This is a genomic window from Ferdinandcohnia sp. FSL W7-1320, from assembly GCF_038050315.1.
GTDB lineage: Bacteria > Bacillota > Bacilli > Bacillales > Bacillaceae_L > Ferdinandcohnia > Ferdinandcohnia aciditolerans.
The window spans coordinates 1677466-1698629 of sequence record NZ_JBBPAM010000001.1 but is presented as its reverse complement, the minus strand read 5'-3'; the positions used below and the strand labels follow the sequence as shown (position 1 = coordinate 1698629).

General features: G+C 37.7%; 17 protein-coding genes, 1 other RNA gene and 1 other annotated feature. Of the genes, 3 read left to right on the top strand and 15 right to left on the bottom strand.

Annotated features, from left to right (window positions below):
* Window positions 1-97 precede the first annotated feature (97 nt).
* From recD2 to NST91_RS08460, 6 genes are all read right to left on the bottom strand, one after another.
* On the bottom strand, window positions 98-2506 hold the full coding sequence (gene recD2, locus NST91_RS08485; RefSeq protein WP_341330775.1) for an SF1B family DNA helicase RecD2: 2409 nt from the start codon (window positions 2504-2506) through the stop codon (window positions 98-100).
* A 20-nt stretch (window positions 2507-2526) separates the two neighbouring features.
* Window positions 2527-3189, bottom strand: coding sequence for a tetratricopeptide repeat protein (locus NST91_RS08480; RefSeq protein WP_341330774.1), 663 nt, complete (start codon window positions 3187-3189; stop codon window positions 2527-2529).
* 86 nt (window positions 3190-3275) lie between these two features.
* A complete protein-coding gene (gene mnmA / locus NST91_RS08475) occupies window positions 3276-4388 on the bottom strand; it encodes a tRNA 2-thiouridine(34) synthase MnmA (RefSeq protein ID WP_341330773.1) in 1113 nt (370 codons plus the stop codon).
* A gap of 11 nt (window positions 4389-4399) precedes the next feature.
* Complete coding sequence (locus tag NST91_RS08470) at window positions 4400-5542, bottom strand: cysteine desulfurase family protein (RefSeq protein WP_341330772.1); 1143 nt, start codon at window positions 5540-5542, stop codon at window positions 4400-4402.
* A gap of 51 nt (window positions 5543-5593) precedes the next feature.
* Complete coding sequence (gene cymR, locus NST91_RS08465) at window positions 5594-6007, bottom strand: cysteine metabolism transcriptional regulator CymR (protein ID WP_099352159.1); 414 nt, start codon at window positions 6005-6007, stop codon at window positions 5594-5596.
* Between the two features lie 12 nt (window positions 6008-6019).
* A complete protein-coding gene (locus tag NST91_RS08460) occupies window positions 6020-6691 on the bottom strand; it encodes a DUF6198 family protein (RefSeq protein WP_494776416.1) in 672 nt (223 codons plus the stop codon).
* A gap of 194 nt (window positions 6692-6885) precedes the next feature.
* Between NST91_RS08460 and NST91_RS08455 the strand changes: the two genes are divergently transcribed.
* Complete coding sequence (locus NST91_RS08455; RefSeq protein WP_440272226.1) at window positions 6886-8187, top strand: replication-associated recombination protein A; 1302 nt, start codon at window positions 6886-6888, stop codon at window positions 8185-8187.
* Window positions 8188-8214: 27 nt separating this feature from the next.
* Here the strand turns inward: NST91_RS08455 and NST91_RS08450 are convergent, their stop codons facing one another.
* Together NST91_RS08450 and NST91_RS08445 are read right to left on the bottom strand one after the other, a co-directional pair.
* Window positions 8215-9165, bottom strand: a complete 951-nt coding sequence (locus tag NST91_RS08450; protein ID WP_341330770.1) for an ABC transporter permease — start codon at window positions 9163-9165, stop codon at window positions 8215-8217.
* Entirely contained in the window at window positions 9158-10078 is a 921-nt protein-coding gene (locus tag NST91_RS08445) for an ABC transporter ATP-binding protein (protein WP_341330769.1), read from the bottom strand. Before NST91_RS08445 ends, NST91_RS08450 begins: the two co-directional genes overlap by 8 nt.
* Window positions 10079-10583: 505 nt before the next feature.
* Between NST91_RS08445 and NST91_RS08440 the strand changes: the two genes are divergently transcribed.
* Entirely contained in the window at window positions 10584-11279 is a 696-nt protein-coding gene (locus NST91_RS08440) for an RsfA family transcriptional regulator (RefSeq protein WP_341330768.1), read from the top strand.
* Between the two features lie 30 nt (window positions 11280-11309).
* Here the strand turns inward: NST91_RS08440 and NST91_RS08435 are convergent, their stop codons facing one another.
* The 5 genes from NST91_RS08435 to NST91_RS08415 form a co-directional block, all read right to left on the bottom strand.
* Window positions 11310-12074: a tRNA threonylcarbamoyladenosine dehydratase gene (locus NST91_RS08435; RefSeq protein ID WP_341330767.1), complete on the bottom strand. Its 765-nt coding sequence runs from the start codon at window positions 12072-12074 to the stop codon at window positions 11310-11312.
* Between the two features lie 183 nt (window positions 12075-12257).
* A non-coding RNA gene (gene ssrS / locus NST91_RS08430) (6S RNA) lies at window positions 12258-12450 on the bottom strand.
* 196 nt (window positions 12451-12646) lie between these two features.
* Window positions 12647-14416 (bottom strand): aspartate--tRNA ligase, encoded by a 1770-nt coding sequence (aspS, locus tag NST91_RS08425; protein ID WP_341330766.1) that lies wholly within the window; start codon window positions 14414-14416, stop codon window positions 12647-12649.
* An 11-nt stretch (window positions 14417-14427) separates the two neighbouring features.
* Window positions 14428-15696, bottom strand: coding sequence for a histidine--tRNA ligase (hisS, locus tag NST91_RS08420; RefSeq protein ID WP_341330765.1), 1269 nt, complete (start codon window positions 15694-15696; stop codon window positions 14428-14430).
* Window positions 15697-15787: 91 nt separating this feature from the next.
* Window positions 15788-16143, bottom strand: a binding site (T-box leader).
* 104 nt (window positions 16144-16247) lie between these two features.
* A complete protein-coding gene (locus tag NST91_RS08415; protein ID WP_010678249.1) occupies window positions 16248-16424 on the bottom strand; it encodes a hypothetical protein in 177 nt (58 codons plus the stop codon).
* Window positions 16425-16559: 135 nt separating this feature from the next.
* Between NST91_RS08415 and NST91_RS08410 the strand changes: the two genes are divergently transcribed.
* Window positions 16560-18341: an N-acetylmuramoyl-L-alanine amidase family protein gene (locus NST91_RS08410; protein ID WP_341330764.1), complete on the top strand. Its 1782-nt coding sequence runs from the start codon at window positions 16560-16562 to the stop codon at window positions 18339-18341.
* 47 nt (window positions 18342-18388) lie between these two features.
* Here the strand turns inward: NST91_RS08410 and dtd are convergent, their stop codons facing one another.
* Both dtd and NST91_RS08400 read right to left on the bottom strand, forming a co-directional pair.
* A complete protein-coding gene (dtd, locus tag NST91_RS08405) occupies window positions 18389-18829 on the bottom strand; it encodes a D-aminoacyl-tRNA deacylase (RefSeq protein ID WP_341330763.1) in 441 nt (146 codons plus the stop codon).
* 13 nt (window positions 18830-18842) lie between these two features.
* Window positions 18843-21032 carry a RelA/SpoT family protein gene (locus tag NST91_RS08400; RefSeq protein WP_341330762.1) on the bottom strand — a complete coding sequence of 730 codons (2190 nt, stop codon included), beginning with the start codon at window positions 21030-21032 and terminating at the stop codon, window positions 18843-18845.
* Window positions 21033-21164: the final 132 nt, after the last annotated feature.

The window sequence follows — 21164 nt, the reverse complement described above, 5'->3', positions numbered from 1 at the left end:
ATCGCCACCTCTCCGAACATTACTTATCATTCACTTTCAGATAAGGTGTCATACTGTACAAGAGTTTCCAAAAGAAAAAAGCTGGTATCCCCAGCTTTTATTCAACTTCCATATAATCGTATGGAGTAATTCCTTCCATGCCAATATTTGGGTCGGTTTGGAAAATAACCTCTTGATATGACTTTGCCTCTTCAGGTATTTCAACAGGAATAGGAGCTTCCTCCATTGCACCAAAGGTAGTTTTTAACTTTTCGCACAAGGTTGTTTGACGGTTTGTATCGTTTGCACGTTGAACCCCTTGTCTTAATGCGTCTTCTTCGCCACATAGGATGAGGAAGTTTTTGGCTCTCGTTATGGCTGTGTAAATTAAATTACGTCGTAGCATGCGATAATAACCTTTAACAATCGGTAAAATGACAATCGGGAATTCACTACCCTGTGATTTATGAATGGAACAACAATATGCGTGTGTGATTTGGTTTAAGTCCTGTTTTGTATATGTGACTTCATTGCCTTCAAAATTTATAACAACCATATCCTGTTTTTCTGTGTTTTCTTTTGCATAAAAGATCGACTCGATTTCACCAATATCGCCATTAAACACATTATTTTCAGGCTGATTGACGAGTTGAAGCACCTTGTCACCACGCCGATAAACGATATCTCCATATTTTAATTCCCGCTTACCATGTACAGGCGGGTTAAAGAGCTCTTGCAGCATAACATTTAAACTGTCAATCCCTGCAGGACCGCGATACATTGGTGCCAAAACTTGAATATCCTTAACGGAAAAGCCCTTCTTTTTTGCATTATCCGAAACTTGCTTAACCACTTCAAGTACCTGGTTCTGGTAGCACTTTAAGAAAGAGCGGTCCTTTTTAGGTGAGGAAATATCAGGTGGTAGGGTCCCTTTTTTAATATCATGAGCCAATTCAATAATTGACGAACCTTCTGATTGTCGATAAATATCAGTTAGACGAACGGTTGGTACTACTTCAGATGCCAATAAATCCTTTAATACCTGACCAGGACCGACAGAAGGCAACTGGTCTTCATCCCCTACTAGCACAACTTGGACATGCTCCGGTAGTGATTTAAACAACTGATGTGCAATCCAAATATCGACCATCGAAACTTCATCCACTATCAGCAGCTTGCCATTTATCGGATTATCTTCATCATGACTAAAACCCTCGACTCCATTCCATCCAAGGAGTCGATGGATGGTAACGGCAGGAAGACCTGTTGATTCGCTCATCCGTTTTGCCGCACGACCTGTTGGAGCCACTAATAAAACTGGGAAAGGATTTTCGGAATTATAATCTTTTGGGTCTAAGGAGCAACCGTGCAGTTCTCCGTATAATTCAACGATCCCCTTAATAACGGTTGTTTTCCCCGTACCTGGACCACCTGTTAAGAGGAGCATTGGAGACATAAGTGCTTTTTGGATTGCATCTTTTTGCGAAGGCGCATATTGGACTTTGATCCTTTCCTCAAGTGCACCAAGTGCTAGCAAAAATTCAGACTCTGGAAAAAGATTTTCGTATTCAGTTTGTTCCATGACCCGTTTAATATTTGTAATTAATCCTTTTTCAGAAAAATATAGGGTAGGTAAGTAGACCCTGTCCTCTTCAATAACAAGCTTACTTTCTTCTGTTAAACTTATTATTTCCTTAGAAATATCGGTTGCAACGATTTCTTCACGGCTACTTTGTTCTAATAATTGCTGAACACGAATGATTAAATCCTCTGCAGAAAGGTAGACGTGTCCATCTTGTAATGAATCTTGTTCAAGTATGTATAAGCATCCAGCTTTGATTCGGTCTGGGTGATTTCCAGAAATCCCAAGTTGGCGTCCCAATTCGTCTGCTCTACCGAAACCAATACCTTCAATATCTTCGACTAACTTATACGGGCTATGTTGAAGAATTTCAAGTGTTTGCTCTTTATAGACTTGATAAATCCTCATGGAAAGCTGAGGACCAAATCCATATTGAGAGAGACCAATCATAATCTGTTCAAGACCTTGGTGTTCTTGTAGTGTGTCATAAATTTCTTTGGCCTTGTCTGCTGAAAGTTTATCAACCTCCTGCAAGACGTCTGGGTTTGCGATGATCTTTGAAATGGCTCCTTCACCAAGTGTCTCTACAATTTTTTCTGCTGTCTTCTTCCCAATTCCTTTAAAAAGATCACTTGAGAGGTATTGGACGATTCCTTGTTTAGTATGTGGAATTTCTTTTTGGAATTGTTCAACATGGAATTGGATGCCAAACCGCGGATGCTCCTTTAAGCGACCAAAAAAGATGTATGTTTCATTTTCATGAATTCGAGGGAAATACCCTGTTACAACTGCTTCTTTTTCATTATAGTCTTCATTTGTTTCTTGAAGCCTAATCCGAACGACAGAATACAAATTTTGCTCATTATGAAAGATTGTTACTAAATGAGTACCCTTCATAAATTTTCGTTGTTCATCAAATAAATCTAAAGATTCCTGTTGTTCCATTAAGTATCCCCTCCCCTCATTTATTCACTTAATGCTTCACTTACAATCTTTTTCCCGTTTGCTGCAAGCATATGGTCAGGTTGAATTTCTAATGCTTTTTCAAACATGTCGAGTGCTTTTTCATAATCATTCTTAAAACCTGCATAGGCTACACCTAGATTGTAATAGGCATCTGAGTGATTAGGTTCTAATTCAATTACAGAATGGAACGATTTGATTGCTTCGTCAATTACTGATTCACCTGCTAGGCAGAGGCCATACTGAAATAATGCATCCACATCATTTTCGTTTAATTCAACTGCACGTTTCATATATGGCAGTGCTAATTTTGGCTGGCCAAGCTGAATCAATGTCATCCCTAACATAAAATATGTATCACTATTTTCCAAGCCTGCTTTTAGAGCTTTTTCAAACATATCCTTTGCTTTTAAGAAGTCTTCTTGGTTGTAGAGAAGATTACCAATTCCGTAATAAGCCGTTCCCGCTCCTTCGTCAAGCTCAAGTGCTTTTCTAAAAAAAGCAATCGCTCTTTCAGGGTCACCCACAGCCGCTAAAAGATTGCCAAAGTTAATATAATAAACCGGCTCTTTCGGGTTTTCTTCAATAGCCTGAGTAAAGCATTTAGCTGCTTCTTCGTACTTACCTTCTTGCATATATTCAATGCCTTGTTTATTTAAATCCAATGATATTCAACTCCAGAATCGACTTTTTTTGCACTCATATTATAACACAGGAAAACCCCAACCCTAAATATAGAGTTGAGGTTTCTTCATCCAACATATGTTAGACGTTCTTCATTTTTAAAGACTTTATCAATTGTTGCACCACCGAGGCATTCGTCCCCATTATAGAAAACGACTGCTTGACCTGGTGTTACCGCACGAATGGGTTCATCAAAAATGACTTTAACTGTATTGTCGTCCACCTTTTTAACCGTTACTGCATTATCCGGTTGACGATAACGGAATTTAGCTGTACATTTTACATCCTCTTCAGGTTTCATATCCGAAACCCAGCTAACATTTGTAGCTAAAATGGAATCTGAATATAGAAACTCATTGTGGAAACCTTGGTCAACATAAAGAATATTTTTCTTAAGGTCTTTTCCAATTGCAAACCACGGTTCTCCGCTTCCACCAATTCCAAGGCCATGACGTTGACCAATCGTATAATACATTAAGCCATCATGTTTACCTTTTACTTCACCTGAAAAAGTGACCATGTCGCCTGGTTGAGCAGGTAAATAATTGCTTAAGAATTCTTTAAAATTACGTTCTCCAATAAAGCAAATCCCGGTACTATCTTTTTTTGTAGCAGTCGCAAGGTTTGCTTCTTTTGCAAGCTCCCGCACCTTTGACTTTTCTATATTCCCGATTGGAAACATGACCTTTGAAAGTTGTTCCTGTGTAAGTTGATTTAAGAAATAAGTTTGGTCCTTATTCTCATCTACCCCACGAAGCATCTTGTATTCTCCGTCTCTGAACTCAACACGAGCGTAGTGGCCAGTCGCAAGATAATCAGCACCCAGTGTTAAAGCATGCTCTAAAAAAGCTTTAAATTTAATTTCTTTATTACACATCACATCTGGATTTGGTGTTCTACCTGCTTTATACTCGTCCAAAAAGTAGGTAAAGACTTTGTCCCAATATTGCTTTTCGAAATTGACCGCGTAGTAAGGAATGCCGATCTGGTTACAAACTCGGATTACGTCTTCATAATCTTCAGTGGCAGTACATACCCCATTCTCATCGGTATCATCCCAGTTTTTCATAAATATCCCGATTACATCATAGCCTTGCTCTTTTAGTAAAAGGGCTGCAACTGATGAGTCTACTCCACCAGACATCCCGACTACTACTCGAGTATCTTTAGGATCCTTCATATTTCCACCTCCTATTTCGTTAATCGTGAAACGATTTTTGCTGTTTCTAATGCTGCAGTTTTTATATCTTCAATTGTATTTCCAATACCAAAGCTAAAACGTATAGATGAAGCGATTCGGTCCGAATCTTTTCCAAACATCGCAACCAGGACATGAGAAGGATCAATCGATCCAGCTGTACACGCTGACCCACTCGAAGCTGCAATTCCTTCTAAATCTAAGTTAACAAGCATAGACTCGACGTTTGTACCAGGAAAATAGATATTTAACACATGTGGTAAAGACTTCGCTAAGTCACCATTCACTTCAAATGAGATATCTTTTTCTTTTAATACTGAAACAAAAGCCTCTTTGAAATCTTGGTATAGAGCTTTTTTTTCTCTCATTGTTTTCTTCGCCAACTGTGCAGCAGTTTGTAATCCAATAATCCCTGCTACGTTTTCTGTTCCTGCACGACGTTTCTTTTCTTGTTCTCCTCCAAATAGAAGAGGAGCTAACTTTACTCCCTCTCTCATAAATAAAAAACCGGTTCCCTTAGGGCCATTTATTTTATGAGCTGAAACGGACAGCAAGTCAATTTTATAATGATTGACATCTATATCAACCAGCCCATATGCTTGGACGGCATCTGTGTGAAAAACTGCCTGATGATCCTGAAGAAGTTCTCCAATTTCCCTAATTGGTTGTATGGCTCCTACCTCATTATTGCCAAACATGATTGTCACAAGGATAGTTTCCGGAGTTAGTGCCGCTTCAACATCTTTGACAGAAACGAGTCCAGCCTCATTAACTGGTAAATACGTAACTGTAAATCCTTGTTTCTCCAGATTTTCACAAGTATGAAGTACGGCATGATGTTCGATGGCAGACGTAATGATGTGTTTACCTTTTCCTTGCATCTTCATAGCAGTTCCAATAATGGCTAAATTATCTGCCTCAGTTCCACCGCTTGTAAAGATAATCTCGTTTGGTTTTGCATTGATTGAATCGGCAATGGTTTGTCTTGCTTCATCAACTGCATGACGACTTTTTCGTCCGAAAAAATGAATGCTTGACGGATTGCCAAATGCCTCTGTCATAAAGGGAAGCATACTCTTTACAACATCAGGGTGCATGGGCGATGTGGCTGCATGATCTAAATAAATATGCTGCATCTGATCAGCCCTCCTTTTTTAAAAAAGTAACGTTATTATGACATGTTTTTCTTAAATGTAAAACATATATGCATCGTTTCCATCGCTATGGCTTGCGAGGTCTTCGAGTGTAGTACTGTCTAGTACTTCTTTTACAGCATCTCGTATTCGTATCCATAATTCCCGTTTTGCTGGCTCTTCATCCTCTAGAACTTCTACAGGGCTAATTGGTCCCTCAAGAACGAGAATAACATCTCCTGCTGTAATTTTTGTAGGTTCATCCCCTAATACATAGCCTCCATAGGCACCACGAATACTTTTCACCAATCCTGCATTACGTAAAGGTGATATTAATTGTTCAAGATAGTGTTCAGAAAGTTCGTGTTTTGCTGCAATTGATTTTAGGGAGAGCGGTCCTTTTCCATGATTTTTTGCAAGTTCAATCATGATTGTGAGACCATATCTACCTTTTGTTGATATTTTCATTCACTTTCACCTCTAATTACTAAAATGATTCACTTCAACTACTCGTGTCTTCGCCAATTTCTGTTTTAATACATCATGCATTCGTTGAGTTTGTGGCAATGCAAAACCTGCGATATAGCCTATACCTACACAATATATTAAAGTTCCGATAAAAACAGGTCCTCCTAACAACCAACCAATCGTTAGTACAATAATTTCCATTCCTGTACGTATATATTGCACTTTCCAATTAGTGAGTTGGGTTAGTGCTAGCATCAGACTGTCTCTTGGACCTGCACCAACACTCGCTGATATATAGATTCCCATCCCATATCCGTTAATAAGTAATCCCATCAACAGCATGATTAATTTCCCGATAAAACTTTCTGGTGTTACAAGGAAAGGAGCCATCATGAACATATCAATGAAAATACCTACTGATATCATATTTAAAAAAGCACCAATTTGAGGCAGTCGCTTTAATAATAATGAGGATAGGAACAAAACAAAAAAGCCGACAATGATCGACCATGAACCAATAGTGAGACCAATTTGTTTAAATAGTCCGATATGCAAAACATCCCAGGGTGATGCCCCAAGCTCTGCTTTGATTATCATGACTACCCCCAATGACATAATTAACATCCCGATAAAAAAAGTAGACCACTTCAAAATGTGGCGGCTAAAGCTAATCTGTGCTCGCAATTTCCTCACTCCATCTCTTATGTCTCCCACTGTTGCATAACTTTTCTCTATTTGCTATTTCGATTTCGTCTAAACTCACGACATTATATCATAAATTGCATTGTATTTGTATTTTATCGGGTCGAAACGTATGATAAAGTTGATGTACATACATTAAAATTATTAGGATTTTGTTGGCTAAGGGGATGAATGTTTTGCTTTTTGAATCACTTATCGAAGCACCTTTATCGTACCGAATGCGCCCCAAGCATATTGAAGAAATTCTTGGACAAAAGCATATTATTGGTAAGGATACAGCTTTATATAAAATGATTATGAATGGACATGTTCCTTCCATCTTACTTTACGGTGAACCTGGAATTGGAAAAACTTCCATTGCAACAGCGATTGCTGGTACGGTTGATATGCCCTTTATCTCAATTAATGCAACAACTGCTGGGAAAAAGGATATAGAGGATGCTGTTTCAACCGCAAAAGCGGAAGGGAAGTTAATATTTTTCATTGATGAAGTCCATCGTTTTAACAAAGCGCAACAAGATTATTTGCTTCCACATGTTGAAAGAGGTTTGATATCATTAATCGGGGCAACAACGGAAAACCCGTTCCATGATGTAAACCCTGCGATTCGGAGCAGATGTGGACAGATTAAAGAGCTTCGTCCATTAACAAAAGAAAATATAAAAGAATTAATATTGCGTGCATTAGCGGATTCAGAACGTGGACTTGGCGATTTACAAATTTCAATTTCAGAAGAAGCAATAGATCTCATTTCATCGTCGACAAAAGGAGATGCACGTTCTGCTATGAATGTGTTAGAGGATGTTGTTATGGCCTCAAAAGTGAGAGACAGTGAAGTCGTTGAAGTTGACATAGAGCTAGTTAAGGAATGTGTTGAAAATAAGGGCTTTTCCCATGACAAAGATGGGGATCTTCATTATTCACTTCTCTCCTGTCTTCAAAAAAGTATCCGTGGTAGTGATGTAAATGCGGCGTTACATTATTTAGCTAGACTAATTGAAGGTGGAGATTTAGTTTCAATTTGCAGACGTCTAACGGTAATTGCCTATGAAGATATTTCAATCGCTGCACCTGAGGTTGGGGCTCATACAATTGCTGCTTGCCAGGCTGTAGAACGATTAGGGCTGCCCGAGGCACGCATTCCACTAGCAAATGTGGTGATTGAACAGTGTCTATCACCCAAAACAAATAGTGCTTATAAATCACTGGATAAGGCAATTGAAGATATTCGAAAGGGAAATATCGGGGAAATTCCAGATCACCTGCGAGATGCCCATTACAGCGGTGCAAAAGAATTAGGTCATGGAATTGGCTATAAATATCCACATGACTATCCAAATGGATGGGTTAAGCAGCAATACTTACCAGAACTACTAAAGAACAGAAAATACTTTAAACCCAAACAAAATGGACAAGAAAAATATTTTGCAAAAGTATATGATCGACTTGAACAATTACAAAAAGAGGGGGAGAAATAGACTAAACTATTTCTTCCCCCTTATTTATTAAGCAGCAACATCACGTTTCGTAAAGACAAACCACGTTAATGTATTAAAAATGACAAAATAAATAATTAACATAATAACTGAAAATGTCATCGTCATTCCTTCAACTAGAACATATCCAGTTAAATATTGAGATAAATCTGTATTCGCAAATAGAATGTATTTTGCCCACTCAAACTTTGTGGCCAAAAGGGCTGTAACATTCACTCCTACAAACATTAAGAAGATTGCTAAACCAATTGCTAGACCACTATTTCTAAAAATAGTAGAAATCATAAATGCAAATGTTGACATCATGATTAAATTAATTGATTTTAATCCGAAGACCCCGAGAATATGTGAAACCATATGAACCTCATGTACGGCGCCATCTCTATAAACAAGGTGAGGTGTAGAGCCTTCGATACCAAAGAATATACTACCTACTAAAAATGAAACTACAAATAGTAAAACTAAAGAAAATAACGCAAACAAAATGGTAGCTAAATATTTTGACAGAAGAATCTTCGCTCTTGATACTGGTCGTATTAATAATAATTTAATGGTTCCCCAAGTAAATTCAGAGGCAACACTACTCGCACCAACAACTATTGTAAACAATGTAATCAATGAAACAATTTCTGCAGCAATCGTCATAAAATTCCAGGTAGATCTAGATTCCACCGGAGCAATATCATGCTCGATTCGATATTCATTAATCGCTAATTCTTTTTTTGATATATCCTTTACCATGTCAGGTAAGTCTTCGCTCGCTAAATCTGTCTTATACATTTCATTCTGTTGTTGTAAGTTTTGTTTCCATTGTTCATCAACAGAGTCTGAAGCAGTGATATTCATTACAATTCCTACAACTACAGCTACTGCTATCAATATTACAAGCATAATCCAAGTGGAAATTCGACGGTAAATTTTCATATTTTCATTTTGTATCAGTTTCACGATATTAGCCAATTCTGCTACCTCCTGTTACTTCTAAGAATCGGTCTTCTAGTGATTTGGAAAGCTGTGTGATTCCAAACACCTGAATCTCATTTTTTACAAGACTAGCATTTATTTGCGGGATCATCCCATGTTCAATGTTAAGTTCAATTCCTTTTTCGGTTTGTTTTACTTCAAGTGCAGGGTATTCAGCTGATAGTATTGATAGAGTTTTTTCTACATTACCCACTTGGAAATGGACTCTAATGCTTGTTTCTTCATTCATAAAATCAGTGACTTTTTGTACACCCACTAATCTACCATCTTGTATAATTCCAATCCGATCACACATCATTTCCATTTCAGAGAGCAAGTGACTGGAAACAATTACAGCTAAGCCTTCTTCCCTAGCAAGCTTTCGAATATAATCGCGAACTTCACGAATTCCAGCAGGATCTAATCCATTTGTTGGTTCGTCTAGAATCAAAATCGAAGGACTGTGTAATAATGCTTGAGCAATACCTAAGCGCTGTCGCATCCCCAATGAATAGGTTTTAACCTTCTCATTGATTCTCTTTTCAAGACCAACAAGCTTTGTTACCTCAAGGATTCTTTCTTTTGATACACCGTTTACCATCCTTGCATAGTGAACAAGATTTTGATATCCCGTTAAAAACTTATACATTTCCGGGTTTTCAACAATGCCGCCAATATGTCTTACAGCTTGTTCAAAATTCTTGGCAACATTTGTTCCTTTTATCATGACTTCACCATCAGTGATGGACATTAGCCCTACAAGCATTCGAATCGTAGTCGTTTTACCAGCGCCGTTTGGCCCTAAAAAGCCGAAAACTTCACCTGGATATACATCAAAGGAAATTCCCTTAATGATTTCTTTTTTACCAATTGTCTTTTTTACATTTTTTAATTGTAAAACTGGTTGCACATTTTTTCCCCCTATCAGTTTGTGAGATTCATTTGTGTAGAATCTCGTTCGCCGTTTACCGGATTATGCGACAATACTACTTACGTATTATAGATGAAAAAGTTCCCATTTTTTTAGGTTATGAGAGAAATTAACAATACTTTTACATTGCAAATGCAGTCCCTGTACTCCTTATGTAGTATTTTCTTTTTGATAAAACTATTAATGTATAAAACAAATAGAACGTGGTCATGCTAGATATAAAGAAAAAATCTATTATTTTAAATTAATTAAAGTGTTCAAAAAAGAGGTTGAAAAGGACCGAGTAGGTCAAGGCGGCGCAGCTTTGAGTACCGGAACGTATGCAGTTAATACGTGAGGATCGAAAAAAGCAAGCCAACGACTTCCACAGGATGTAGTGACTTCGACGTTCGACACAGGACTTGTCGGTATTTAGTCGAAGATCCTCTTGTATCGCGGCATTTTCTGCCGACTTTTTGAACATCATCTAAAGGGAGTTGGTTATATGAAAGTAAGACAAGACGCATGGTCACATGAAGATGATTTATTATTAGCTGAAACTGTTTTACGCTACATACGTGAAGGTGGAACTCAATTAGCTGCTTTTGACGAAGTAGGCGATAAACTAAACCGTACATCAGCGGCATGTGGGTTTAGATGGAATGCGGAAGTCCGAAATAATTATGAGCAAGCAATTGCTATTGCAAAAAAGCAGCGTAAAGAAAGAAAACGAGCATTAGAAAGAATGAACAAGGATAAAGGAACATCTCAAGAAAAACCAGTCAGTCAGGAGGCATTTGTAGAAGAAACACCTGCACCTGTTTATATCGAGGAGGTTTCTGCGGAACTAATCCCTTCATCTAAATCATTCAGTAATCCAATCAATAATTCAATTACGCTTGAAGATTGTATTTCATTCTTATCTTCATTACGTCATAATGATTTTCTTTCGAATCAGTTAGAAATGGAAAATAATCGTTTGCATCGTGAAAACGAATCATTAAAGCAACAAACTAAAGAGCTTGAGAAGAGACTTGAAAAGTTATCTGACCAACAGACTATCATTCAAGAAGACTACCAAGCACTTGTACAAATTATGGACCGTGCAAGACGCTTAGTAATGTTTGAAGATACAGAGGATCGTAACTCCCCGACATTCCGAATGGATAAAAACGGGAATCTTGAGCAATTAGCAAAATAGGAAAAACGTGGCTATCATGGCCACGTTTTTTTATGAGTCCTTAACTCTAGTTATTTTGATGTCCTTCAGCAATTCCCGAACAACATAGCTAGCCATTATTAGTCCACAAGCGGATGGAACAAACGCATTAGAGGATGGTGGCATTTTTGCTTTACGAATTTTAGCATTCTCATCAGTGATTTCCTTACGAACATCTTCCCGAATAACGATTGGGCTTTCATCTGAGAACACAACCGGAATACCTTTACGGATTCCTTCTTTTCTTAATTTGGTACGGATTACCTTTGCAATTGGATCCGTATGAGTTTTTGAAATATCTGCAATCATAAAACGGGTTGGATCCATCTTATTTGCAGCACCCATACTTGAGATGATTGGAATATTTCGTTGTAAACATTCCTTCATAAGATGAATTTTATACATAATCGTATCTGATGCATCAACAACAAAGTCTAGATCATAGCTAAAAAATTCTTCGTAAGTTTCTTCTGTATAAAACATTTTAAGAGCGATTACTTCACAGTCAGGATTAATATCTGCGATACGCTCCTTCATTACGTCTACTTTTGATTGACCAATAGTAGAAAGTAAAGCAGGTAACTGACGGTTAATATTTGTGATATCCACATTGTCCTTATCTACGAGGATTAATCGTCCAACACCAGAGCGTGCGAGCGCCTCTACTGAGAAAGAACCAACGCCACCCACTCCAAGAACAGCTACTGTACTGTTTTTAAGGATATCTACCCCGCGCTTACCTACTGCTAGTTCATTTCGTGAAAATTGGTGTAACATATCTTCAACTCCATTGGGTATCAAATTCAATGTGATTTTTATTTTTACCAGAACTAGAATATAACATACTTTCGACACATTTCAAGTATTTCTATGTGAATTTATGTGTTTTAAATATAAAAACATAAAAAACCCCTGTTCACACAATGTAAACAAGGGTTTGTTCTTGTATAAAGTATCCTTAGAAGTCCCAATCGTGCAGTCGATGCCTTAGTTTTGAACCCGCTCACAGCAGGTGGGCACCCTGTTTCGACTTTTGTAAGTCCTCTTTTTAAGTATAGATGAGGCATTTACGCAAGTGCGAAAACTCCGGGCTCCCGTATAATCTATTGTTCGGTCAAAACAATAGGTTATACGACAAACACATCAGGACTTCTAACTTTAAAGGATGTTCAAAAAGTGCGGTGAATATGACACATCGAATTTCCACGTTGCCTTGCTTCTCCGGTACTCAAAGCTGCGTCCCTTGAAATTCTCGGTCCTCTTCATCCACCTTTTTGAACTTTATTTCTTGTCAACATATTAACACACGAAATTCGTCTTTACAAGTTGACCTAAAAGGGTTTTGTTCGCTATTTTCGTACATTTAACGACAAATACAAGTCATTTAATTGCGCTTTGCTAACTTCACCAGGAGCGTCTGTTAAAAGATCACTTGCACTTGCAGTTTTAGGGAAAGCAATCGTATCACGTAAGTTAGTTCTACCTGCTAGAAGCATGACTAGTCGGTCTAAACCTAGTGCAATACCACCATGTGGTGGAGTACCATATTCAAATGCTTCTAATAGGAATCCGAACTGTTCTCTTGCTTCCTCATCTGTAAATCCTAAAACGTTGAACATTTTTTCTTGGATATCGCGTTCGAAAATACGGAGTGAACCTCCACCTAATTCATACCCATTTAATACAAGGTCATACGCCTGTGCTTTGACTTCCCATGGCTTGCTTTCAAGTAGCTCAATATCCTCTCTCGCTGGCATTGTAAACGGATGGTGAGCTGCATAATAACGACCATCTTCTTCATCAAATTCTAAAAGTGGCCAGTCCGTTACCCAAAGGAAATTAAACTTAGATGCATCGATTAAATCAAGGTCTTTTCCAAGTTTTAAACGTAGTGCTCCAAGTGCATCTGCAACTACATTTGGTTTATCTGCTACAAAGAATAGTAAGTCTCCCGCTGTAGCTTCTAAAACAGTTCTTAATGCTTTTTGCTCATCTGCATCAAAAAACTTTGCGATTGGCCCTTTTAACTCATCTTCTTCAACTTTTAACCATGCAAGTCCTTTTGCACCGTAACGATTTACATATTCAGTAAGGCCGTCAATGTCTTTACGAGTATATTTATCTGCAGCACCTTTTGCATTGATTGCTTTTACCTGCCCACCAGTCGCTACTGCATTGCTGAACACTTTAAATCCGCTATCTTTTACAACTTCAGAAAGATTAATTAATTCCATTTCAAAGCGCGTATCAGGTTTATCTGAGCCGTAACGGTTCATTGCATCTGCATACGTTAATCGAGGCAATGGAAGTTCGATATCCATACCTTTTACGTCCTTCATTAATTTCTTCATCATTTGTTCTGTCATAGCAATGATGTCCTCTTGACTCATGAAGGACGTTTCAATATCGATTTGTGTAAATTCAGGCTGTCTGTCTGCACGTAAGTCTTCATCTCTAAAACAACGTGCAATCTGGTAATAACGATCAAATCCACCCACCATCAATAATTGTTTAAATATTTGTGGTGATTGTGGAAGTGCGTAAAACTCACCTGGGTGGACACGGCTTGGTACAAGATAATCACGTGCGCCCTCTGGTGTACTCTTTGTTAAAATCGGTGTTTCAATGTCTAAGAAGCCTTCGCCATCTAGATACTCGCGAATGGATTTTGTAACATTGTGACGCATTTGGAATGTTTCAAACATAGCCGGTCTACGAAGATCTAAATAACGATATTTCAAACGTAAATCTTCTGAAACCTCTGTACGATCTTCAATCATAAATGGAGGTGTTTTTGCTTCATTTATGATATTTAAATCAGAAACCTTGATTTCGATTTTTCCAGTCGGGATATTGTTGTTTATTGTTGCTTCATCACGAGCTACAACAATACCTTCTACACCTAGTACATACTCATTTCTTACCGTTTCAGCAATTTCTAATGCTTCCTTAGATTCTTCAGGATTAAATACGATTTGAACAATTCCACTTCTGTCTCTTAGATCAATAAAAATAAGTCCACCTAGGTCTCTGCGTCTTTGAACCCAGCCCTTTAGTGTTACTTTTTCACCAATTGCTTGTTCGGTTATTTCACCACAATAATACGTTCTTCCAGACATGTTTCCCACTCCTAATGACTTTTTTCAACTATATATGATATCAATTGCTCAAGTTGGACTTCTTCTTGATGACCTGAATCCATGTTCTTCACGTTAATAACTTTTCTTTCCAATTCTTCATCGCCCAAGATCGCAACAAATTTGGCTTGTAATCTGTCAGCTGCTTTGAATTGGCCTTTTACTTTTTTATTTAAATAGTCCTTTTCTGCAACCAATCCTGCTTTTCTAAGTTCATTCACGAGGAATACAGATTTAGCTGATGCAGCCTCTCCGATAGCAGCTACATAGCAATCCACTCTTTCTTCAACTGGTAGTTCAATACCTTCTGCATTCAGAGCGGCTAAGAGTCTTTCAATACTTAACGCAAAACCGATACCTGGAGTTTCAGGTCCACCAAGACTTTCAACTAAACCATTGTAGCGTCCACCACCACAAAGTGTTGTAATGGCTCCAAAGCCCTCTGCATCACTCATAATCTCAAATGCAGTATGGTTATAGTAATCTAAACCTCTTACAAGTCCAGAATCAACTTCGAAGTCAATTTCTAAATCAGTTAAGTAAGACTTTACCTTATTGAAATATTCACTTGATTCGGCATTTAAATATTCCAAAATCGAAGGTGCCGTGTGCATTAATTCATGGTCCCTGTCCTTTTTACAATCGAGGATACGCATTGGATTTTTCTCAAGTCTAGAATTACAGTCTGAGCAAAACTCATCAATTCTAGGTGAAAAATGTGCGATTAGCGCATCGCGGTGTGCACTTCTACTAGATTTATCGCCAAGGCTGTTAATGACAAGTTTCAACTTTTTCAATCCAAGTGATTTGTAGATTTCCATCGCGAGTGCGATAACTTCTGCATCGATACTAGCATCGTTGCTTCCTAATGCCTCAACTCCAAATTGGACAAACTGACGGAACCGACCTGCTTGCGGTCGTTCATAACGGAACATAGGGCCGCAGTAGTATAGCTTGGTTGGTTGTGATGGGTTACCAAACATTTTGTTTTCTACATATGAGCGAACTACAGCTGCTGTACCTTCAGGTCGAAGGGTTAGGCTTCGTTCCCCACGATCTTCAAAGGTGTACATTTCTTTTGTTACGATGTCGGTGGTCTCCCCTACACTTCGTAAGAAAAGTTCTGTATGTTCAAATATTGGCGTCCGTATTTCCTTATAATTAAATCTTTTGCATAGATCTCGGGCCATCTCCTCGATATATTGCCATTTTTCCACATTACCTGGAAGGATGTCTTGCGTTCCTCTAGGAATATTAACCATTTATTTACTCCTCCTTACTCAAAGAAAAGATATGTATTTACACATCTGGGATAACAAACAAAACAAAAAAGCTCCCATCCCTACAATTTCTTGTAGGGACGAGAGCTTATAGTTCCCGTGGTGCCACCCTAGTTAAAACCTAACGCCAAATAATCGGCGAATCTCTTCGTTAGCAGTGTTTTCTACATACTCATACACCAAAAAACGTGCACTCCGTCTACCGAAATCTTGCTACCTCGACCTTCTTGGTCTTTTAGAGACTTTAGATTTTCACTCGATCAGTTAACGCCTGAAACGTTCAACTCCTAGTAGAGCAAATTGCTTTTTCAGAGAGAAACCTAAGAGGTGTTCGTTCAATAAGTCATCATGTAGGAATGCTTGCAGCCTATGACATTCCCTCTCTATTCATGTGTAGTCCTATTTACTTTTCCCCATCACTGGTTCATAATATCATATTTTTTTGTAGAATTTTATATTATCATACGTATGAACTCGATACATGTCAAGTTTATGATTCAATTTTTTATTTTTTTTAGAACAAAAAGGTTATTTTAGGAACGATGTAATTGTTTTTTTAAGTTTCGTACATCTTTAACTGAAACACCAAATTCACTAGCTAATTCCACATAGGTTGATGATTGTTCCTTCTGAATAAAGTCGTGGAAATCAACCCCGAATAGATTTCCTCCTGTATTTTGTACATTGTTGCTTTTTTCGCTAAATCTCATCCTTTTCGCCCCTTTTTCATGGTAAGATATTACGTATCTTTCCCTTTTTTAAGAAATTATTTCTTTTAAACAGGAATTTTTTTATTTTTAGCGAATCTTTATAAAGCTATGCTTTTTACTCAAGGAGGCTTTTACGTGTTACACAAGATTTTTAAAATAGGACTAGCGTTCCTACTCGCGATTATTTTTTCAGTTACAACCAACCCGGGAAATCTTACAAAAGCTGAACAAATCGCAATTATTGACACCACCATACTAAACGTGAGGGACGGCCCCGGACTCTCCTACTCAAGAACTGCACAGGTCAAACAAGGAGAGAAATTTACCATCATCGAAAGAAAAAATGATTGGGTAAAGTTACAACTTTCTACTGGAAAAACAGGCTGGGTAGCTTCTTGGCTTATTAAAGAAACTCAAACTAATTCTACCCAATCTGGTACATCGTCCACCGTTGTTTCAACTGTAGATGGACTTAGATTTCGTAGCGGTCCAGGAACAGGATTCCAAGTGATCGGATCGTTAAACAAGGGAAATGAAGCTGGTTTTATTGAAGCAAATGATAATTGGTCAAAAATCTCTTATAAAGGACATATTGGCTGGGTTTCCTCACAATTCTTAACAACAAAGCAAACATCTGGTTCTACGAATTCAAAACCAAATTCAAATTCTGGTACATCAAAGAAAACAGGAACTGTTACAGCTTCAATCTTAAATGTACGCGATCAACCTAATTCGCAAGGAAGAATTGTAGGAAAGTTAAAGCAAAATGCTACTGTTACGATTACTAATGAAAGAGAAAAATGGTTAGAAATTAAATTTGGCAGTGGCTCTGCTTGGATACATAGGGATTTTGTTGCAGGTATTTCTTCTTCAGGAGAAAAACCATCTCAGCCTGCTGCACCTCCACAAAGTCCAACAAATCAAGGAAAAATTGGAAAAGTGACAGCATCCAGCTTAAATGTGCGAGATAGTGGCTCCCTTTCAGGGAGAATTATTGGCAGTTTGAAGCAGGGGAATAAAGTCACTATTCATGAAGAAGTAAATAATTGGAGCCATATTACGTTGCCAAATGGGAATAAAGGATGGGTCGCTAGTTGGTATCTTGACGTTCAGTTGGATTCACAACGTGAAACCCCAAACAACTCTGAATCTACTGTAAAAATTCTTTACAATGGAACAAATATTCGTTCAGGTTCATCTACTTCAACTTCAGTGGTTGCTCGTGCGAATGAAGGGGATTCCTTTGCAATGGTAGCAAAGGAGGGTGACTGGTATAAAATCAACCTTCCGGGCAATAAAATTGGATATGTTGCAGGTTGGCTCGTTTCCTTTAGTGGATCAAACCAAATTGTAGAAAGACCTGGTGTTAATCAATATTTAAAGGGAAAAACTATCGTGATTGATCCTGGTCATGGCGGAAATGATAGTGGAGCCATTGGAGTAAGTGGTACTTATGAGAAAACACTAAATCTACGTACAGCAAGAATGGTATTTGATAAATTAAGTGCATCAGGTGCAAATGTAGTTCTGACACGAAATAGCGATAATTATGTCAGTCTTCGCTCAAGAGTGAGTATTTCACATTATCGAAGTGCAGATGCTTTTGTAAGTATCCATTATGATAGCATTTATGATCGAAATGTTCGTGGCGTTACATCTTATTATTATAAAAACAGCGATGTTGGACTCGCTTCTAACATTCAAAAAGAGTTAGTCAAGAATACAGGATTTAAAAACAGAGAACACCGTCTAGGTAATTATCAAGTGTTACGTGAGAACCTTAATCCATCTGTTTTATTAGAATTAGGATTTCTCAGTAATCCGACTGAAGAATATACAGTTAACACAAATACGTTCCAAGAAAATGTTTCGAACGGAGTCTATTATGGACTAGCTCAATATTTTAAGGGAAAATAATTTTTCAACAAAAATGCCCCAAAAGCAAATCGCTTTTGAGGCATTTTTTATTTACTCTCAATGATTAAAGTAACTGGTCCAACATTTGTGAATTGAACATCCATCATCGCTCCAAATGAACCTGTTTCAACATGTACACCTTTTTCACGAATTTCTGCATTAAAAAGGTCATACATTTTTTCTGCAAATTCAGGTTTAGCAGCATCCATAAAGTTTGGACGCCTTCCCTTTCGGCAATCCCCGTATAACGTGAATTGAGATACTGAAAGAATATCTCCTTTAACATCAAGCAGTGATTGATTCATTTTCCCTTCATCATCTTCAAAAATACGAAGGTTCACAATCTTGTCTGCTACATATTTAATATCTTCCATTGTATCGGTATGTGTAATTCCAACTAAAAGCATTAAACCATTCTTAATGGCTCCGACTACTTCATTTTGAACCACTACACGCGCGTTTTTTGCACGTTGTACAACAACTTTCATGACAACTTATCTCCTAACTCATGACACGTCGAACTGAATAAATATCACGAATTTGCTTAATCCGTTCTACAACTTTATGAAGATGACTTACATTTTGTATGGAAATCGACATGTTGATTGTAGCTACTTTATTACGGTCGGATCTTCCGGAAACAGCTGAAATATTCGTCTTTGTTTCATTAACAGCCTGAAGAACCTCATTTAATAATCCACGACGATCAAATCCGTTTATCTCAATTTCAACATTAAATTCTTTACGATCATTTATATTACTTTCCCATTCAACCTCAATGAGTCGCTGCTGAGCATCCTCAGTATGAACATTTTGACAATCTGCACGATGTACGGATACACCTCTACCTTTAGTAATGAATCCAACAATTTCATCTCCAGGTACCGGATTACAACATTTTGAGAGGCGGATTAGTAAGTTATCAATCCCTTGAACCTGTACGCCCGAATCACGTCTTTTCGAACGAGATGAAACTTGTTTAACCTCAGATACGGTTTCAATAACTTGTTCTAAGTCACGCTGTTTTCTCAATTTATCAGTCAATCGATTTGCAATTTGAGCTGCAGTAATGCCGTTATATCCAATCGCTGCATACATATCCTCTTCATTTGAAAAATTAAATTTCTCAGCAACCCTTTTTATATTATCAGGTGTTAAAATATCCTTTACTTCAAATTCCAAGTTGCGAATTTCTTTTTCAACAAGCTCTTTCCCTTTTTCAATATTCTCTTCACGACGTTGCTTTTTGAAGAACTGACGAATCTTATTTTTAGCTTGGGATGTTTGGGCGAGTTTAATCCAGTCCTGGCTTGGGCCATAGGAATGCTTCGAAGTTAGTATCTCAATGATATCCCCTGTTTTCAACTGATAATCTAAGGTCACCATTTTTCCATTTATTTTTGCACCAATTGTTTTATTACCAATTTCCGAGTGAATGCGGTATGCAAAGTCAATCGGAACAGAACCAGATGGTAATTCTATGACATCACCTTTAGGTGTAAAGACGAAAACCATGTCAGAAAACAAATCAATTTTTAAGGACTCCATAAATTCTTCGGCATTTGACGCATCATTTTGCCATTCTAATATTTCACGGAACCATGTTAATTTTTCCTCAAATGACGATTGTGTGTTGACCTGTTTCCCTTCTTTATATGCCCAATGCGCTGCAATCCCGTATTCGGCAATTTGGTGCATCTCAACAGTTCGAATTTGAACTTCCAGTGGGTCACCCTTCGGACCAATTACTGTAGTGTGTAAGGATTGATACATATTTGGCTTAGGCATCGCAATATAATCTTTGAATCTTCCTGGCATCGGCTTCCAGCAAGTATGGATGATTCCTAAGACTGCATAACAATCTTTAATGCTATTTACAACGATTCTTACTGCAAGTAGATCATAAATCTCATTAAATTGCTTATTTTGGAGAACCATTTTCCGATAAATGCTATAGATATGTTTAGGTCGGCCTGAAATATCAGCTTTGATCGAAACCTCATCAACATGTTCTTTAACATCTTTAATGACTTCCTCGAGATACTCCTCGCGTTCCGCACGTTTCTTTTTCATCAGGTTAACAATCCGATAGTATTGCTGTGGATTTAAATATCTTAAAGCTGTATCTTCAAGCTCCCATTTAATTTTAGATATCCCAAGTCGATGTGCTAATGGAGCAAAAATTTCAAGCGTCTCATTGGAAATCCTGCGCTGTTTTTCTGGTGGGAGATGCTTTAAAGTACGCATGTTGTGCAATCGGTCAGCTAGCTTGATTAAAATAACACGAATGTCCTGAGCCATTGCAACAAACATTTTACGATGATTTTCAGCCTGTTGTTCTTCCTGAGATTTGTATTTAATTTTTCCTAACTTTGTGACTCCATCGACAAGCATCGCTACTTCCGGAGTAAATGCATCACTAATTTCTTGAAGCGTTACATTCGTGTCTTCCACTACATCGTGTAGAAAACCACCCGCAATTGTTGAAGGATCCATCTCAAGATCAACTAAAATGCCTGCCACTTGAACGGGGTGAATGATGTACGGTTCACCAGATTTGCGAAACTGCTCGCGATGAGCTTCTTCAGCAAATTTATAAGCTCGTTCAATAAATTCCAGATCCTTATTATTCAAATATTTTCTTGCCTTTTCTATCACTTGCTCAGGAGTTAAGACCTGTTCGTTTGCCATGGATTTTATCACCTTTTTATAAATTGAAGATTCAAATATAGTCTCTTTGAATCATTTTTAAAATATAGAATTAAAAAGATTATTGTTTCTATTATCTTGAAAATCTTGATAGATGTAAAGGGAAATAACATA

What these genes read in the sequence shown, in the direction of transcription:
- NST91_RS08415 (WP_010678249.1), bottom strand. Translation starts at nt 16,424, where the DNA reads ATGAGATTTAGCGAAAAAAGCAACAATGTACAAAATACAGGAGGAAAT.
- NST91_RS08470 (WP_341330772.1), bottom strand. Translation starts at nt 5,542, where the DNA reads ATGCAGCATATTTATTTAGATCATGCAGCCACATCGCCCATGCACCCT.
- NST91_RS08435 (WP_341330767.1), bottom strand. Translation starts at nt 12,074, where the DNA reads ATGTTACACCAATTTTCACGAAATGAACTAGCAGTAGGTAAGCGCGGG.
- NST91_RS08440 (WP_341330768.1), top strand. Translation starts at nt 10,584, where the DNA reads ATGAAAGTAAGACAAGACGCATGGTCACATGAAGATGATTTATTATTA.
- cymR (WP_099352159.1), bottom strand. Translation starts at nt 6,007, where the DNA reads ATGAAAATATCAACAAAAGGTAGATATGGTCTCACAATCATGATTGAA.
- hisS (WP_341330765.1), bottom strand. Translation starts at nt 15,696, where the DNA reads ATGGTTAATATTCCTAGAGGAACGCAAGACATCCTTCCAGGTAATGTG.
- aspS (WP_341330766.1), bottom strand. Translation starts at nt 14,416, where the DNA reads ATGTCTGGAAGAACGTATTATTGTGGTGAAATAACCGAACAAGCAATT.
- recD2 (WP_341330775.1), bottom strand. Translation starts at nt 2,506, where the DNA reads ATGGAACAACAGGAATCTTTAGATTTATTTGATGAACAACGAAAATTT.
- mnmA (WP_341330773.1), bottom strand. Translation starts at nt 4,388, where the DNA reads ATGAAGGATCCTAAAGATACTCGAGTAGTAGTCGGGATGTCTGGTGGA.
- dtd (WP_341330763.1), bottom strand. Translation starts at nt 18,829, where the DNA reads ATGAAAGTTGTTGTACAACGTGCAAAAAACGCGCGTGTAGTGGTTCAA.
- NST91_RS08400 (WP_341330762.1), bottom strand. Translation starts at nt 21,032, where the DNA reads ATGGCAAACGAACAGGTCTTAACTCCTGAGCAAGTGATAGAAAAGGCA.